This is a genomic window from Lentilactobacillus otakiensis DSM 19908 = JCM 15040 (assembly GCF_001434145.1).
GTDB classification, from domain to species: Bacteria; Bacillota; Bacilli; order Lactobacillales; family Lactobacillaceae; genus Lentilactobacillus; species Lentilactobacillus otakiensis.
In genome coordinates this window covers 78371-94206 of sequence record NZ_AZED01000008.1, presented here as the reverse complement: position 1 = coordinate 94206, position 15836 = coordinate 78371, and the positions used below count along the sequence as shown (strand labels likewise).

At 41.5% G+C, this 15836-nt stretch carries 21 protein-coding genes; 5 read left to right on the top strand and 16 right to left on the bottom strand.

The features are described 5' to 3' along the window. Positions 1-16: 16 nt before the first annotated feature. The 10 genes from FD05_RS03280 to FD05_RS03240 all read right to left on the bottom strand — a co-directional run bounded on the left by FD05_RS03280 (position 17) and on the right by FD05_RS03240 (position 6260). Positions 17-646, bottom strand: coding sequence for an SAP domain-containing protein (locus tag FD05_RS03280; protein WP_020281726.1), 630 nt, complete (start codon positions 644-646; stop codon positions 17-19). 14 nt (positions 647-660) lie between these two features. Continuing rightward, positions 661-1197: a hypothetical protein gene (locus FD05_RS03275; protein WP_039933158.1), complete on the bottom strand. Its 537-nt coding sequence runs from the start codon at positions 1195-1197 to the stop codon at positions 661-663. A 105-nt stretch (positions 1198-1302) separates the two neighbouring features. Then, on the bottom strand, positions 1303-1419 hold the full coding sequence (locus tag FD05_RS11705) for a putative metal homeostasis protein (protein ID WP_020281723.1): 117 nt from the start codon (positions 1417-1419) through the stop codon (positions 1303-1305). A 27-nt stretch (positions 1420-1446) separates the two neighbouring features. After that, complete coding sequence (rpsN, locus tag FD05_RS03270; RefSeq protein ID WP_020281722.1) at positions 1447-1716, bottom strand: 30S ribosomal protein S14; 270 nt, start codon at positions 1714-1716, stop codon at positions 1447-1449. Positions 1717-1834: 118 nt separating this feature from the next. Next, positions 1835-2491: a CPBP family intramembrane glutamic endopeptidase gene (locus tag FD05_RS03265; RefSeq protein ID WP_039933156.1), complete on the bottom strand. Its 657-nt coding sequence runs from the start codon at positions 2489-2491 to the stop codon at positions 1835-1837. Between the two features lie 292 nt (positions 2492-2783). Further along, complete coding sequence (locus FD05_RS03260; protein ID WP_020281720.1) at positions 2784-3566, bottom strand: hypothetical protein; 783 nt, start codon at positions 3564-3566, stop codon at positions 2784-2786. Beyond that, positions 3559-4272, bottom strand: coding sequence for an ATP-binding cassette domain-containing protein (locus FD05_RS03255; protein ID WP_020281719.1), 714 nt, complete (start codon positions 4270-4272; stop codon positions 3559-3561). Before FD05_RS03255 ends, FD05_RS03260 begins: the two co-directional genes overlap by 8 nt. Beyond that, a complete protein-coding gene (locus tag FD05_RS03250) occupies positions 4269-4643 on the bottom strand; it encodes a GntR family transcriptional regulator (protein WP_020281718.1) in 375 nt (124 codons plus the stop codon). The genes FD05_RS03255 and FD05_RS03250 overlap by 4 nt, the downstream gene beginning before the upstream one ends. A 137-nt stretch (positions 4644-4780) precedes the next feature. Then, positions 4781-5416, bottom strand: coding sequence for an ABC transporter ATP-binding protein (locus FD05_RS03245; RefSeq protein WP_020281717.1), 636 nt, complete (start codon positions 5414-5416; stop codon positions 4781-4783). A gap of 28 nt (positions 5417-5444) precedes the next feature. Beyond that, positions 5445-6260: a hypothetical protein gene (locus FD05_RS03240; RefSeq protein WP_039933154.1), complete on the bottom strand. Its 816-nt coding sequence runs from the start codon at positions 6258-6260 to the stop codon at positions 5445-5447. A 167-nt stretch (positions 6261-6427) separates the two neighbouring features. Here FD05_RS03240 and FD05_RS03235 point away from each other — a divergent pair, with 167 nt between their 5' ends. Beyond that, the gene (locus FD05_RS03235; protein ID WP_020281715.1) at positions 6428-6622 is read left to right on the top strand and encodes a helix-turn-helix domain-containing protein; all 195 of its coding nucleotides are present in this window, start codon (positions 6428-6430) and stop codon (positions 6620-6622) included. A 101-nt stretch (positions 6623-6723) separates the two neighbouring features. On the opposite strand, the gene FD05_RS03230 is transcribed toward FD05_RS03235, so the two are convergent. Further along, positions 6724-7341, bottom strand: coding sequence for a hypothetical protein (locus tag FD05_RS03230; RefSeq protein ID WP_020281714.1), 618 nt, complete (start codon positions 7339-7341; stop codon positions 6724-6726). Between the two features lie 157 nt (positions 7342-7498). On the opposite strand from FD05_RS03230, the gene FD05_RS03225 reads away from it, so the two are divergent. The 4 genes from FD05_RS03225 to FD05_RS03210 all read left to right on the top strand — a co-directional run bounded on the left by FD05_RS03225 (position 7499) and on the right by FD05_RS03210 (position 10545). Continuing rightward, entirely contained in the window at positions 7499-8395 is an 897-nt protein-coding gene (locus FD05_RS03225) for a 3-hydroxyacyl-CoA dehydrogenase (RefSeq protein WP_020281713.1), read from the top strand. Between the two features lie 149 nt (positions 8396-8544). Further along, on the top strand, positions 8545-9087 hold the full coding sequence (locus FD05_RS03220; protein ID WP_020281712.1) for a hypothetical protein: 543 nt from the start codon (positions 8545-8547) through the stop codon (positions 9085-9087). 12 nt (positions 9088-9099) lie between these two features. Next, complete coding sequence (locus FD05_RS03215) at positions 9100-9318, top strand: helix-turn-helix domain-containing protein (protein WP_039933151.1); 219 nt, start codon at positions 9100-9102, stop codon at positions 9316-9318. Between the two features lie 39 nt (positions 9319-9357). Beyond that, complete coding sequence (locus FD05_RS03210) at positions 9358-10545, top strand: CPBP family intramembrane glutamic endopeptidase (protein WP_223602615.1); 1188 nt, start codon at positions 9358-9360, stop codon at positions 10543-10545. Positions 10546-10724: 179 nt separating this feature from the next. On the opposite strand, the gene FD05_RS03205 is transcribed toward FD05_RS03210, so the two are convergent. From FD05_RS03205 to FD05_RS03185, 5 genes are all read right to left on the bottom strand, one after another. Further along, entirely contained in the window at positions 10725-11225 is a 501-nt protein-coding gene (locus FD05_RS03205) for a hypothetical protein (protein WP_020281709.1), read from the bottom strand. 32 nt (positions 11226-11257) lie between these two features. Next, positions 11258-12655, bottom strand: coding sequence for an MFS transporter (locus FD05_RS03200; protein WP_039933148.1), 1398 nt, complete (start codon positions 12653-12655; stop codon positions 11258-11260). Between the two features lie 81 nt (positions 12656-12736). Beyond that, positions 12737-13204 (bottom strand): ASCH domain-containing protein, encoded by a 468-nt coding sequence (locus tag FD05_RS03195; RefSeq protein ID WP_020281707.1) that lies wholly within the window; start codon positions 13202-13204, stop codon positions 12737-12739. A gap of 249 nt (positions 13205-13453) precedes the next feature. Further along, positions 13454-14668 carry an aminotransferase-like domain-containing protein gene (locus FD05_RS03190; RefSeq protein ID WP_020281706.1) on the bottom strand — a complete coding sequence of 405 codons (1215 nt, stop codon included), beginning with the start codon at positions 14666-14668 and terminating at the stop codon, positions 13454-13456. Further along, complete coding sequence (locus FD05_RS03185; protein ID WP_020281705.1) at positions 14665-15681, bottom strand: ketopantoate reductase family protein; 1017 nt, start codon at positions 15679-15681, stop codon at positions 14665-14667. Before FD05_RS03185 ends, FD05_RS03190 begins: the two co-directional genes overlap by 4 nt. Positions 15682-15836 lie beyond the last annotated feature (155 nt).

Sequence of the window (15836 nt, the reverse complement as noted above, 5' to 3'; positions counted from 1 at the left end):
GTAAAGATGGTAATTCTCAAGACTGAGAATTACCATCTTTTATGTTTTCTAAACTTGATGCGTATTGGCTTAATAGTTGATAGGAATACACTTTTGGATCATCCGATAATTTAACTTTATTCCAAAGAATAGCTGCTACTGCCATTTTGTTAGTATATTTTGCAGTTGCTGGATCAGAAAAAAAGTCTTTCACAAAATTGTTCCACTGGTAGGTAGACTCTTCAGGTGAGTTTATAACCTTCTGCTTTTCGCCACGATTCAGAAATTCGATTAGATCACCAACCGTGATTTCTGTATCATTCTCTCTTTCTGCCTTTCGCATTAGAGCAGCCATTTGTTTTGTGAATGAAAAGTGGGTTGTCCCAAAATAGTTGCAAAAGAATTGTCGAGAACCGGAGTTGAACTTGAATCCTGATCCGACAAGTGGCGTATCCAACTTAATCTTGTCTGCAGTTAAAGCCTTCTGATGAATTAAGGATCTAGCTGGCTTAATATCAGAGGATGGAACTCCTGATAAGTACTTAAGGATATATGTATTGAGTTCCGCCTTTGTCCCATATGTCGGCAGCCCATACTTTCGACACAGTTGAACTAACTCGGTTTTATAAAAATATGTGGATTTGAATTTCTCAACTGTTAGAGACATGTCGCCCTCCGATTTTACCCTGCAAATAATGTCACGATCAAATAAAATGCATACGCCGCCAATAGCCACTGCCAATATTCACCCAGTGACATCTTCACTGCACCGGCCCACCTAACAAGATAGTGATCATTTTTGATAAACATGTTGTTATGAATAATTCGTAAACTTACCAGCGAGAAGAAGTAGATTGCGGCCCCAAATCCAAGCGCCCCAATGAAAAACATCAGTGCAGGAATAAAATCCCCTCTAATGATATCCACAATTACGCCAAGCGCATCCACCAGCCAGATTGAATAATACACTGTAACTGGAAAGAGGACGGACCATTTTGTATGGATGAGTGAAATCACGAGAAATACCAGTGGGAAATGCCAGGCATTGTAGAGTACGGCGTCCAATCGATATTGGGTAACACCAAAATTGCTTGGATCATGCAAGGCCATCAAGTCTTTGAAATTGGGCAGGATTATCATGATCCAGAAAAGCCACACGAGTGCGCCGAACCATAGTAAAGCCTTCACCACTGGCTTATTAATCCGAATTTTCTCCATCCACCACACCCTCTTACTACCAAATTATCTACTTTCTAACATACCATTAATCTCAAAAAATAAAACCCGACTACCACACTTCGTGGGTGATCGGGCTTCTTCATATTACCTTTGTGGCTTATTAGCCTTAGCATCGTGAATAATCTTTAAAGCTCGCTTGCGAATCTTAATGCTGGGGCTCTTCAGACGGCGATAGGCACTTGCTAAATCTTGTTTTTCCATATGAGTCGCTCCTTTACAGAATGAAAATTACCAGCTGGCCTTATGAACACCAGGGATCTGACCAAGGTGGGCATACTTCCGGAAGTTCAGGCGGGACATGCCAAATTTTCGCATGTAACCACGAGGACGACCGTCCAATTCATCACGATTACGCAGTCGGTTAGGATTAGAATCCTTTGGCAACTTGGCTAATGCCTCGTAATTGCCTTCCTTCTTGAGCTCGCGACGAATGCTGGCGTACTTCTCAATCAATGCTTCTTGACGTTTGTTCTTTTCAATCTTTGACTTCTTTGCCATGTAATACCTCCAAATAAAATAGTTAATCAATTTGTGGGTTTTAGGTTATTTTGTGTACACTCAATAGTAACGGTTACTATTATGGCAAGAAACAAGCAATGTGTCAAGAATTGTATGTTTAAATGAACAAAGTCACCCCAGTATCCCACACACAATGCAAAATCGTGCTGGGCCACAGGTTCTTGGTTCGATAAAACATCCAACCAAAGATCAATCCCAGCGGCAAAACATTAGCAATATTAATCAGCCAAGCCGAGAACGTTAAGCCTTCCAAATAATATAGCGGAAAATGACTGATCTGAAACAAAACTGCCTGAATAATATTGGCAGTCACAACGCCATAATGTTTCATCAAAAAATTCATGAAGAACCCCCGAAACAGGAACTCTTCAATTAAGCCGGCACCCAAAGTCACACTGAGGAACTCGCCGCTTTTAAATGGATCAGACTGAATATAGAAACCATGATGAGCACCGAACATCAAGAAGATCAGGTAAGCAATGAACATCCCCAGAACAACCCAAAACACCATCGGAAAGTTTCCGTTATACAGTTTGCGTTCGGGGACCCACAGTTGAGCGTTGGTCCGGCTGATCCAAAACACACCAAGCCCCACCATAATGACGGCTTTGATCGCCAGACTAGTCAGATCACTAGCCATTCCGTTGGTATAGTTATGTTCAATAAAATTAATCAGTTCCCGACCAAAGAACCACAGCACAATTAAAAGTCCGAAGTTCAGATAAAATGTCGTCAGTGACCATGGTTTTCTCAAAATTGCAGCCTTCCGTTTCGTTTGATTTAGATTTTGATTATATCACTAAATCTGATTAACAAAAAATGGGAGTGTGAAGAAAGGTGGGGTTGCTTCCGCCGAGTAGGCTAGGCATTTCATGGCCGTCGTAGCATAACCTAGAATCACTTTTTGAGCTGAAAGCTCGGAAAGTGGTTCGTAGTTATGCCTAGGAAGCAGCCTTTCGGAACACGTTCTGGCTATATAAAAATAAAAAAAGAGCTGTGAACAAAACATTAGTTTTGTCACAGCCCCACAGGTATTTCATTAAGGATTAGTCGCCAGTTTCTACCCAACGTTTCAAGAGATAGACACTCCCAACCGATTCCAAAGCAGCAAATCCCAGCAGATAAACCGCCGCATAGTAAAGACTGGCAATCGTATCACCGTTTAGATTAAAGAAGTGATTCAAGACGCCATCAACCCGATTGACAACAATCGAAGAGATGTATAAGAACGCAACAATCACGACCACATACAAGATAAATCTAAAGAACTTCTGACGTGAATCCGGCAGAAAAGCGGTCAACGCATTTCCGGTCAAATGAATCAGTGTGATTGATGTCCACAGCAGAATAGTTGCAGCAATTCCAAGGACTAGGCCACCGATTGAAGTATAGATCAGATTCGGGATAAAGTTCGGTTTGTCAGCGCTATAATGAGCAAATTGTTTTAATGAATCCATGACTTCATTCCAGAATGGAATTGAGGTCAGTAGGAAGAAAAACAACTGGACAAACCCTGCATAGAAGATTGCAATGAACGATGACAGCAGGTTAACACTATAGAGTTTTGTATCGCTGGCGGGAATCAATCGATATGAGTCACTCACAAAGACGTGCTCACTATTCCGCGAAAGGACGACAAACGCAACCATTTCAACAAAGACTGAGTAAAATAGGGCAATTCCAATTGGGCTATCGGACGTCAAATCACCACGGTAAACTTGATACAACAGTGTCAATACAATGGCAATGACATCAATTAACAGGATCCGATTCATCATTCGAAGTTTGGGCCGAGATAATGATTTCAATAAATTATAGAAACTAGTCATTTGTGTCATTCCCTTCATAGATACTTTCGTAGTATTGCTCAATTCCTTCAGCGTATTTTGACCGAATTTCTTCGGCACTCTTTTGCGTGTAGATCGTCCGGTCTTTGATGATCACCACTTCGTCGAGGATGCTGGCAATTTCGGAAACATAGTGATCGGAAACCAGAATCACCGCATCGTCGCTCTTCCACTTGATAATGCTTTGGATGATCTTCTTACGAGACATGCTATCAATCCCACCAAAGGGTTCATCTAACAGATAGACTTTGGTATCTCGTGATAACGTCAAACCGATAACCAGTTTCTCTTTCATCCCTTTAGACAAGGCAGATAAACGCAAACCTTCATCGATCTGCAGGAATCCGGCCATCTGGTTATATTTTTCAGTGGAGAAGTCTGGGTAGACGTCTTCATAGAAGCGAATGATCTTATCAATTCGCATGCTGGGATTGAACCCATCCAACTGCTCACTGAAGCTGATAAATGATTTCTTTTCTGGTACGCCATTCTTACCAGCAACGGTAATGCTGCCGGAAGCACCTTTGGCAACTCCGGCAATCAATCGCATCAACGTTGTCTTGCCGGCGCCGTTCTCTCCAAGCAGCCCCACCGTCTTGCCAGATTCAATGTTCAAGTTAACATCTTCCAGGATGCTGCGATAGTTCTTGCGATAATTCAAATTCTTAATTTCAATCGTGTTCGTCATGATTGCACCTGCTTTCTTTCGTTAATATAATCTTGCAAATAGTTCAGGATTTCCTGGTCTGTCACATTCAGTTTGTGGAGGTTCTCATACAATTCTTTTAGTTGGTCTGTAATCAATAGTTTTTTGAGTTTCTCAATCGTTTGTTTATCTTCAGTCACAAAGTTGCCTTTGCCTCGTTGGGGTTCAATAATCTTTTCTGAAATCAGTTCGCCCAGCGCACGCTGCACGGTGTTCACATTGACGGTCAAATCCACGGCTAATTGGCGGACGGCCGGGAGCTTATCGCCGGGTGCTAATTCGCCAATGATGATCTGGCGATAAATATAGTTCTTAATCTGGTAGTAAATTGGGATCTTGTCATCGAACTTCATTGTGCCACCTCCCTAGTGTTATATTTTACTATTACACTATAACTCCATTCATCCAAAAGTACAAGTGAAAGACTCATTATTTTATATTTAGGGCAAAAGAAAACCGCTGCATCGGTACCTGCAACGGTCATTGGGAATTAATTATTAACAATTTTGCCACCATCTATCTGAATCACTTCATCGCTCAAATATGCAATGTCCTCTTTATCGTGGCTAGCGAGAATGACAGTACTTCCCGCATGGGCAATTACCTTGAGTGTATTTCTTAGAATCCAAGTACTTTCTTCATCCAAGCCATTCGTTGGTTCATCCAACAGAAGCAACTTCGGTTTCTCAAAAATTGCTTGGGCGATACTTAATTTCTGACGCATTCCTAGGGAGTAGTTGGCAACCTTTGTGTTCCAGTCATTCTCGCTTAACCCAACTTTCCTAAATGCATCCTTGATATCCGCCGTTGTTGCAGTTTTCTTAATTTTAGACAATGACACCAAATTCTGAAACCCGGTAAGATCCCTGGGAAATGTTGTATTCTCAATCGTGACACCCATACTACTAGGAAAATCGATTTTGTCATGGAGAACATCACCATCGACGATCACTTGCCCTGACGTTGGAATCAACAGCCCGGCGATTGCTCTAATTAGCATCGTTTTTCCGGACCCGTTTCGACCAGTCACACCGTATATCTTTGGCGAATCAAAATGAAACGACACATGATCCAAAACTTGGTTCCGCATGATTGTCTTAGAAACATTCACTAATTCAACTGTCATTGGCGCTCCTTTCATTTCACACTGCAGGTTACTTTGCATAGATATGGTGGCTTTGTAGCCGAACAATCCAGTTGCCAACCAGTATAACTGCCCCACAAATAACCAAATAACTTAGCATAGATAAACCATATTCTTTCCAGTCATACTCGATAAATGGCTGCATGAAATATGACGAACTATAAGGCAATGCAAACATCATAATCCAAAGTCCCAATGAAACAAGGTAGACTAAAAATGTTTTCCTTAAACTCAATGCGAGCACATAAGTGACGACGGCATAAATTCCAAAAGCCACACTAACAACGAAGATAAAAATAAGATACGTTAAGTAAGGATGTGATAGTTCCAAACTCAATAGATGAGAATTGATGGTCGCATCCTCCACCCCTTTAAAACTGGTGCCTCTATGAAAGAGAACAATGTTTATTAGAAAATCACCAGCAAATAAGGCAATGTAGAGCAGCGTGAAAATCGTAAACTGTACCAACTGTCCGTTAATCAGTGATTTGTTTAAATTTCCCATTCTAGTATACAGGACAAAAGTGCTATTGTCCTGACTTCGCTCAATTGACCGTTGAATCGTGATCAAGATTAGAAACATTGGCATTAATAACATCAAAATGAGCTGCAGAAACTCTCCCGAAGAATTCAATGAGAGGAATGCTGCTGTCGGTGGATTAATAATCTGGGACGCTGGGACTCTATGTGGATAGCCGGCAACTGACTGGAAAAAATACGATTTCCAGGTGAGGAATTCTCCCAGCAGAATCATTATAATTGTGTAATAAATGGTTTTGCGACTGATTTTTGAATTTTTAATTGCGCTGATTTCTGATGATAGCAAGTGGCGGCCTCCAAACCTGATAATGAATCGTTTGGTTTGTATTATCAACAAAATCCACATAGAAAACAAGAAAGCATTACTTGCGTGGAGATAATTTCCCAAACTTCACAAAATATTCACATAAGTATGATTAAATGTAAATATGCCATACTAGATTTGGAGGCGTTATGATCAATCTAAGTGCTAACTTAAAAAAGATCCGCAACAGACGTGAAGTTTCGCAAATGACCGTCGCTAAGAAACTGGGCGTAACTCGCCAAGCCGTTTCCCAATGGGAACACAATATAACTTATCCCGATATTGAAAACTTGGTTAAGTTGAGTCAGATCTTTCATTGCGATATTAATGAATTACTATTTTAGAAAATCATAAAGCCATACTAAGCAGAAATTAATCTGGTTAGTATGACTTTACGTTTAAGCTCATTTTTTGGAATGTAAGATAAAGACGTGCTCTTAAACTTTTAATTATGCACCAGTCCCGGCAATTGCTTCCCATTCGCATCAATCGCCAACCGGACCAAAACTAATTTAGTGGAATCCACCGGCACGCCATCGATGTAGACTTCCCGGTGCTGGTCATCATGCAGTCGGGTAAAGCCTTGCTTCTGAATGGTGTCAGTCAATACCTTCAGTGCTTCGCTTTCGGTTGTCACGGCCCCAGTATTGACCGTCTGAATTTCGATGCCTTCAGCTAAGCGCTCAAATTTAATTTCACCTAGATCAAAGTCTGAGAAATCAATCTGAGTTAACGCTGCGTCAAAGTCCTTTTCATTAATGAACAGTGGCTGCTTAATCCAGATCTTGAAATCCTCACCATCCCCTGTGTCCGTCCAAACTGCTTGGAGTGGATATGGTCGGTATTCCTTAAAGCCTTCTACCGGAATCCCCTTATCAGGGCCGCCACTAATCGTCTTGGCAACTTCAGCAGCAGCATTGGCCAATCGCAAAAAGTCGGGGTCATCCGTATGCTTGGTCGCATGCCCCTCAGCGGTTACATAACTTCGTGTGGTCAGATCCACAAAACTTGGTTCTGGATCGCGGCTGTACTCGTCTGGTTCGAATGTTTCCCAATTAAACATAGTAATTCCCCCTTTGATTTCGCGGTCAATATAAGCCTATTTAACAGTGAAAGCAAGGAAATAGAATTAAGAATGCATTTGATTGCTTTCCATACCCGACCACTTATAATTAAGGTGAATCACGTAACCGCTTTCATTTAATAAGGGGGATTTAACCATGACAATCAAAAACGTAACGGTTGCAGGTAGTGGTGTTCTGGGAAGCCAGATTGCTTTCCAAACCGCGTTTAAGGGATTTAATGTGACTGTTTATGATATTAACGAGGATGCAATTAACACGGCTAAAGAGCGGATCAAGGGGCTGCGTCACATGTATAAGCATGACATAGCTGCCACGGATGCCGATTTTGAAGCCGGTTTGTCACGAATTAGTTATACTTGGGACTTAGCGGAAGCAGTGAAGAATGCTGATCTGGTCATCGAAGCCATTCCAGAACGTCCGGATATTAAGAAGGACTTCTATACTAAGATTGCCAAAATGGCACCAAAAGAGGCCATCTTCACCAGCAACTCATCAACTTTGGTACCAAGTATGTTCATGGAAGACACTGGCCGGCCAGGTCAGTTCTTGAACATGCATTTTGCCAACCAAGTATGGCTGAACAATACCGCTGAAATCATGGGCTCACCAAAGACTGATCCTGCTATTTACAAGGAAATCGTCCAATTTGCCCGTAACATCGGCATGATTCCAATTGAGTTGAAGAAAGAACAACCCGGCTACATCTTGAACTCTCTATTAATTCCACTGCTGAGTGCGGGTGAAGGTCTCTGGGTTAAAGGAGTTGCTGATCCACAAATGATCGACAAGACCTGGATGGCAGCCACCGGTGCACCAATGGGACCATTTGCCATCTTGGACGTCGTCGGAATTCGGACTGCTTACAACATTACTTCAGCCCAAGCCAAGGCTGACAACGATCAAAATGCGCAGATCCTTGCTGACAAGTTGAAGGAACTGCTTGATGCAGGTAAGTTGGGGATGGAATCTGGCGAAGGATTCTACCACTATCCAAATCCGGAATATAAGAGTCCAGACTTTTTGAAGATTTAAGTTAAAAATTGAGTCATTATTGAATACCTCCAAGTTGAAAAACTTGGGGGTATTTTTTGTGAATGATATTTTTGCGAGGCAATAATTAATTATTGTCTTGCAATAATTTGTTTCTGCGATACAATAATATCGAAAGGAAAGTGGTTATTATGATTAAGAAAGAACCAGGCACATTTATAAATTTTCTATACATTATCAGTCTATTAAGTTTAGCCTCCCTTGTTATTGCTTTTGGGACCTTGGGAATCATTTTTGTTATTTCAGGAATTGCCTATTTGCTCATCCCCGCATCACGAAATGGCGTTGTTCATGAGATTATCAGCGGAATTGGTGGCTCGTCAAACATTTGGGTCATTTTGCTATCATTCATATTTCTTTTACTTATGTTGGGATTCATCACACTGGTTTCCTTCTCGGTATTCAAGCTCATTTCAAATGTCCGCCAGACCATTTACTTTAAACCCGTGAATTTAAAATACATGAAGGGAATCCTATGGGGTTATGGTGGCATGCTTCTGACGAGTTATTGCGGTGACGTATTAGGGAGTGCCTTTAATATAAACTCATCATCAATTTCTCCGGACCAGGGAAGTGAAGGGACGTCTCTCCTAATTTGGTTTGCCTTCTACGTGATCTATATCATGTTCAAATATGGTATTCAACTGCAAGAAGACTCCGACAAAATTGTTTAGGCGGTGATATCTTTGATCAAAGTAAATTTAGACAGAGTATTACTGGATAAAAGCATTACTTCAAAAATGTTAGCTGCAGAGATCGACATTACCCCCGCCAACTTATCAATCCTTAAAACTGGCAAAGCCAAGGGGATTCGCTTTGAAACCCTTTCAAAGATTTGTGAAGTTTTGGATTGTCAGCCGGGGGACATTTTGGAGTATGTGTCAGATAATGAAGCAAATGAATAGGGCACCACAAGTCAAAGCAAATAATAGGAGATAGTTAAATTGACCAAAAATCGAATGCTTCTAGTTTTCAAGTTAGAATGCTTCTTGGCGTTCATCATCATTGGTACTGCATTTCTGCTTAAAAGTAGTAGCTCACAGTCACCACAAAAGGAAATTATCATTGCTGGAATATCGCTTGTGTTCGGGACTTGTCTTCAAGCGGAACCCGCAAAGCGTCTTGCTGCATTAGTGAATAACTTATTGAGAATCATCTTAGTTGCATTATTCCCTTTCACACTTATGAGTGCAATATCAATTCTTGCACATCCATTCATTGGGACACTAAGCATTCAAAAGTGGACAGTATTAATTATTTCACTTGTCGTATTTATTTTCTTGCTTATTCCCTACGTTCAATTGGTAATTGTACCAACATCTGGAATTACCTTACGAATACTTACCGCATATGTACTCACATTATCGTTCACGTCAATTGCTATTACATCGAAAACATTCGGGTTTCAGTTTTCATACACTGCACCAATTGTTCCATTTGCCATCATCTCGATATTTGTGATTTTAATATATACAATGAAAGCTTGGGGTTACAAGCTCCCAAAGTTAGGAATCAACTCAAAGGTCAGTTACTGGTGGCTACTTCTAACTATATTTACCGCGTTATTGAATTTTGGGATGAATGCAGGAAGCTGGGCACGACTATTTGGCCATTTTGATCTTGCTCTGGGTCAAACATCCTTAGTCGGGATTACATTGATGATCGTGTGGACTGGGTTCAAGGAAGAATTTATGTTTCGGTACATTGCTCTTTGGGCTTTGCTGACGGCAAAGATCAAATCGGATAAGAACCGCATCCTAGTAGCCATACTAATAAGCTCTGGACTCTTTGGTATTTCCCATGCATCCAATATATTGAACGGTCAGAGCATTATTGAAACGTTCTTACAAATCTTTGCTGCATTTGGTGTTGGTATGCTTTTTAGTGTAATCACACTGTATACAGGAAACATTTGGATTGTTGTGGCACTTCATTCAATGATTGATTTAATCGGCTACCCGATGACAAATGGTGGTCCGTTCTCCGGCTCTATGTCTTCGTACGAGATAGAATTTATCATCATCACAAGAATCATCGAACTAGTCGTGGTTTTCTTAATGCTCAACAATCACAAGGTTCAAGAAGCGTTTAAGCAAACGCTGGGGAATATCAGGTCAACGAGCAAAAACTGATTCTATTCAACTGAAATTCACTTGTAAACATTTAGTTCTAGTTCAAAAATTATTCATATAGCTTAAGAAAGATAGTAAAAAGGCATCCTAAAATCTAATCAGAGATTTTGGGATGCCTTCTTAATTTGTAGATTCATATGAAACTATTTATCTAACCCCCGAAACTACCAAGAGCTAACTCAGCTCGACGGCTTTCCAATAATTAGACCATACCAGTTCAATTTGGAATGATCTGTTATGGATTGGGAAGTCTTAACATTGTTCACAATGTAGATTCCCAGATGATACCCGGACAGGTTATCCCGCTTGGCAGCTGGATAACCTGATTTTGCGAGTAATTTTTTGACGCCAGCCAACTTTTTAGCATTTGATTCATTTCGATGATTCATTAAATAGTTGGCAATTGGTTTGAACGACACGATATCCGTGTATCCTTTAACTGGATCGGGATCAAAGTCATCACCATCCCATCCCGGGTCACGTTCGATACCATAGTTTTCCGCAGCATAATATGAAAGCTGATAGTCAACTGGTGTATTGGGGAACAACTTAATAATCTCTCTGGCTAATTTTTGATGATTATTATCTTTGACGTAGTTTAGATAATCACTAGTATTATCAAAATCCGAGAGATAAACAACCACATTGCCATGATAATTTTTGGAACGGCCCTTGGCCATTTGGCTGGCTTAGTTTATTCTCAAGCATTCTATTACTTGCTACTCTTAAACAATCTCCTAAACAAGAAAAAGTTAATCACACCAAATAGTGCCAACATCCCAAATGCCAATCGACTACCTGCCACAATGTTTTGAACACGTGAAAAATTAGCAATGTGGATTGAGGTCATCATTGTTGCGATTACCGTGGTTCCAAGTGATCCAGCCAACATATTTCCTGTTCCATAAATGGCATTTGCGTCCTGTTGCTCATTTCTAGGCAAATGTTTCAATCCATATGCCATACTATTTCCAAAAGCCATCGAGCGGCCAGTTGCAAAGACTGTATACAGAATTGTTACAACCAGAACAGACATCTGCTGGCCCATGACCATCATGATCACGATTGGTACCAGAAATAGTGAATTACCAAGATATAGCGGCAGCTTACCGCCAAAACGGTCGAGCATCCAACCATAAATCGGCTGTCCTAATCCATTGAGCACACTGCCGGGCAACAGAATCAGTCCACCAATAAAAGCGGTCGCTCCGTTGACCATTTGAACATAACTTGGCAGCATGAAATTCAGGCCGATGTTTGAGTACTGGAGAAATATATATGGTAGGAAACTGAACAAAAATACCGGCCGCTTGAAGACCGAAAGTTTAAATAAGGCCTTGTGGCTGTGTTTTGACAACCACCCAAAAAGAACGAAAAGTGCCAGACTGACGACCATATAACAAAGAAATTTCACTAGGACACCTGGCTGACCCATGATGTTAAAGCCTAACAGCAAGGTGATCATCCCCATTGCCAGGACACCAAACCGCAACCAATCAAACTCATAACGTTCGGTCTGCGTATACTGTCTGATAATAAAAATTCCCAGCACTAACAAAATTAACGTGATCGGAACGGTGATCCAAAAAATCATCCGCCAGCTGGCAAAGGACACCACGGCTCCACCAAACGTTGGCCCCAGTGCTGGCGCAACCAAAACAATCAGGTTCGCCATCCCCATGTAGGTACCTAATTTGTGGGGTGGAACAATATCCAAAATAATGTTATTCATCAAAGGACCAGTGAGGCCAACACATCCTGCCTGGATCAATCGGCCGACCAGCAGCACCCAATAACTGGGAGCAAGACCACACATAATATCACCAGTAATGAACAGCAACGCCGCCGAGACGAATAACTGCTTATTTGTGAATCGCCGCTTTAAAAAGGCCGACGTTATTGTTAGCAAAGCCACCATCAACAGATACCCAGTCGTCACCCACTGGACCGTTGGCAGCGAAATGTTGAATTGTTTCATTAAAGTTGGAAACGTGACGTTCATTGAAGTTTCCGTCAGAACACCCATGAAAGTCATGAACGCCACAATGGTAATGACTAGAAATGGATGCTTTTTAGCATTATCATTTTGCTCGTTAGCTGTGGATTTCACCTTGTTGCCCCCATAGAATTTATTAGCAGTCGAATTAACTCGCAACTAATATACTATCATTTATTCAAGGGGGTGAGACAATTAAATCTGTGGGAGATCAATCACCTCGAATACCTCACAAATAACTGGGCTTTCCAGTGAGAACGACTTGCCACGAAATTTGGCCTGTTTACGGAATAGTTGCTTATGCAGCTGACGCCAATACTTCAGTGAGCGGTTCCCTTCACCTTCCAAATAGGCGTGTTCTTGTGAAACCCACTTAAACGGAACGATTTCGACAACTCTCAATTGAACAATCCCGGCTGGATCACCATTCTGCCGTAGTATCATCCGGTAATCACCGACTGTTGGCACAACCTGATCAGCGTCATAAAAATCAAACCAGGAGCTGTATGCGGTTTTCTGTCCACGGACAACCATTTCAACCAACATATCAGCTGAGTTCGGTCGATCCGTGAATGACCAGGTTTCAAAGTTTGCGTGGTGAACCTGATTGCGGCTCATAAAATCTTCCCAATATTCAGTTGCATCCATTTTTAAAATATCCATTTTGAATCCTCCATTCATTTTTAGTTGATGAATGAAGTTTACTTTGGGGAACTTAAATGAAGCTTATGTATCAAAAAAGTCCCCACATGCCTGCGGGAACTTCCAATTTCATTTCATCATATTATTCTCATGTTTCTTCTATACTATGTGTCAGGATTCTCCTGCAATCATCACTATGTCGATCGTTTTCTGAGTTGGTCAATTTTCTATATATAAATGCTGGTATCAACCCCCTTAAGGAATCTTCGATTAATGCTGAGCCACACTGGATGTTTCGTTTTGTTCAATCGTTTCTTTAATCGCACTGCCTAAGCGCTCAATTCCGGTTTGAATTTGATCTTCAGACATGTTGGAGTAATTCAATCTGAATGTGCCCGGGGTGACCTTATCGGGGTAAAATGGTTCGCCTGGTACAAAGGCCACATTATGCTTAATGCAGGTGTTGAATAATTTGATCGTGTCAACGTCACCGGGAACTTCGACCCAGATGAACAGACCGCCTTCAGGATGACTGTAGTTAACGCCGGCTGGGAAATACTTCTCGATGGCCGCCATCATGACGTTTTCACGTTGACGGTAGACTTTGCGAATCTTGTCAACATGTTCATCAATGTTGTATTCGGACATAAATTTGGCAACAATGTGTTGCGTTAAATTATCTGAATGCACATCAGCGGATTGTTTCATCACGCTGTACTTGGGCATTAAATCTTTATTCATGACGATCCAGCCTAATCTTAAGCCAGGTGCTAAGATCTTAGAGAACGTGCTTAAGTAAATCACACGTTGTTCTTTGTCATAGAACTTCACTGGTTCGATGTCGTCGCCCGCAAATCGAATGGCGCCGTATGGATCATCTTCCATAATCATGATGTCATATTTATTGGCAATTTCAATCATCTGCTTACGGCGTTCAGCGGACATGGTTCTGCCAGTTGGATTTTGGAAATTAGGAATCGTGTAGATAAATTTAGTGTTCGAATTCTCAGCAACGGCTTTCTCTAATTGATCCATCTTCATGCCATCCTCGTCCATTTCAACGCCAACAATATGGGCACCGTAACTGCGGAATACATCTAAGGCACAGAGGTAGGTTGGTTTCTCGACAATCACTGTATCACCAGGATTGATAAACATTTTAGCTGTGATGTCGATTGACTGCTGTGAACCGGTGGTAATCATGATATTATCAACGGTTGCCTTGATGCCCTGCTTGTTCATCCGTTGGGCGATCTGCTGACGTAAAGCCGGATACCCAATTGCGGAGGCGTACTGTAAAGCTTCTCGACCGCTTTCATCAAAAACTTGGTTGGTAACTTTCTTTAAAGCCTCAATGGGAAATAATTCCGGGGCTGGTAACCCACCAGCAAAGGAAATGACATCTGGACTGCCGGCAACCTTTAAAATGTCGCCGACTGGATCGCTATCGTTTTTGGGAACCCGTTCTGAAAATTGGAAACTCATACGCGAACACCTGCCTTTTGTGAATCGTCGTTCTTATCTGCAACGTTAGTTTGTGGTTTGTGATATTTCCGCATCATTTCTGCCATGTGAACTTCCTGAACAACAAACTCATGCGTTCGGCAGACGTAATCATGTTCCCGACCGATTTTGGCAATGTAACCATTGATATAATCAACTTCGGTTGGCCGACCCTTTGAGAAGTCTTGATACATTGATGGATAGTGATACTTGTATTCCTTACTTACAGTGATCACTGAATCAACTTGTTCTTGACGAGTGGCGATCAAGTAAATGCCAGCCCGCTCACAAGCATCGTAAGCTTCATCAAATAATTGCTGAGACATTTTACGTACACCAGGATATTCGATAAATTGACCCATTTGCATTTCAAACATTGTACATAATGTGTTGGTCACGGCGTTGAAGACAACCTTTGACATGCACATGCCTTTCCATTCATCAGCGAAGACTGGTCCTAATTTGGCATTGGTGAAATCATCGAAAATGGCTTTGGTCTTAGTATCTGGCTTTTCGTTATTGTAACGCGCCATGTGCATGACTTCGTCGCCTTCAGCTCCCATAAAGTCGATATCAGCAGGTCCATCCATTCGAGTGGCAATCATCGCGGTCCCACAAATGATGTTATCTTTGGGAAAATACTTTGCGATTTTCTCAAAGTGGCCCATGCCGTTCATTGCTGAGAAAACATATTGATCATCATGAAAGATGCCAGCTTTATTGTCGCGCTCGAGTTCTTCAGCTAATTGCATTTGCTTCTTAAAGACGATCCAAACGTCTGGGTGGCCTGTATATTCTTCTGGATAGTAAATGTTGATTGGAACAACCCGCCGATTTTCGTGATCACGGGCAACCGTAACGCCACCTTGTTGACGAATCTTGTCAACGTTGGGTTCCCAAGTATCGATGAAATCAACGTCGACTCCGGCGTTTTCTTGTAACATTACGCCATACCTAACTCCCATTGCTCCTGCGCCAATAATACCGTACTTCATAATGACCACTCCTTTTATTTTTTATTAATCCGACTAAAAAAACGCCCTCTGGTTATAAAAACCAAAGGACGTTAAGTTAACGCGGTACCACCTTAATTTGAGTTATTCTCACAAACAACTCCTCGAAGCGTACAGGAAGAAAACTTCCGATACGC

Bases quoted from the DNA above. Each gene is read 5' to 3' on its own strand.
- FD05_RS03280 (WP_020281726.1), bottom strand. From the start codon at position 646: ATGTCTCTAACAGTTGAGAAATTCAAATCCACATATTTTTATAAAACC.
- FD05_RS03275 (WP_039933158.1), bottom strand. From the start codon at position 1,197: ATGGAGAAAATTCGGATTAATAAGCCAGTGGTGAAGGCTTTACTATGG.
- FD05_RS11705 (WP_020281723.1), bottom strand. From the start codon at position 1,419: ATGGAAAAACAAGATTTAGCAAGTGCCTATCGCCGTCTGAAGAGCCCC.
- rpsN (WP_020281722.1), bottom strand. From the start codon at position 1,716: ATGGCAAAGAAGTCAAAGATTGAAAAGAACAAACGTCAAGAAGCATTG.
- FD05_RS03260 (WP_020281720.1), bottom strand. From the start codon at position 3,566: ATGACTAGTTTCTATAATTTATTGAAATCATTATCTCGGCCCAAACTT.
- FD05_RS03255 (WP_020281719.1), bottom strand. From the start codon at position 4,272: ATGACGAACACGATTGAAATTAAGAATTTGAATTATCGCAAGAACTAT.
- FD05_RS03250 (WP_020281718.1), bottom strand. From the start codon at position 4,643: ATGAAGTTCGATGACAAGATCCCAATTTACTACCAGATTAAGAACTAT.
- FD05_RS03245 (WP_020281717.1), bottom strand. From the start codon at position 5,416: ATGACAGTTGAATTAGTGAATGTTTCTAAGACAATCATGCGGAACCAA.
- FD05_RS03235 (WP_020281715.1), top strand. From the start codon at position 6,428: ATGATCAATCTAAGTGCTAACTTAAAAAAGATCCGCAACAGACGTGAA.
- FD05_RS03230 (WP_020281714.1), bottom strand. From the start codon at position 7,341: ATGTTTAATTGGGAAACATTCGAACCAGACGAGTACAGCCGCGATCCA.
- FD05_RS03225 (WP_020281713.1), top strand. From the start codon at position 7,499: ATGACAATCAAAAACGTAACGGTTGCAGGTAGTGGTGTTCTGGGAAGC.
- FD05_RS03220 (WP_020281712.1), top strand. From the start codon at position 8,545: ATGATTAAGAAAGAACCAGGCACATTTATAAATTTTCTATACATTATC.
- FD05_RS03205 (WP_020281709.1), bottom strand. From the start codon at position 11,225: ATGGCCAAGGGCCGTTCCAAAAATTATCATGGCAATGTGGTTGTTTAT.
- FD05_RS03195 (WP_020281707.1), bottom strand. From the start codon at position 13,204: ATGGATATTTTAAAAATGGATGCAACTGAATATTGGGAAGATTTTATG.
- FD05_RS03190 (WP_020281706.1), bottom strand. From the start codon at position 14,668: ATGAGTTTCCAATTTTCAGAACGGGTTCCCAAAAACGATAGCGATCCA.
- FD05_RS03185 (WP_020281705.1), bottom strand. From the start codon at position 15,681: ATGAAGTACGGTATTATTGGCGCAGGAGCAATGGGAGTTAGGTATGGC.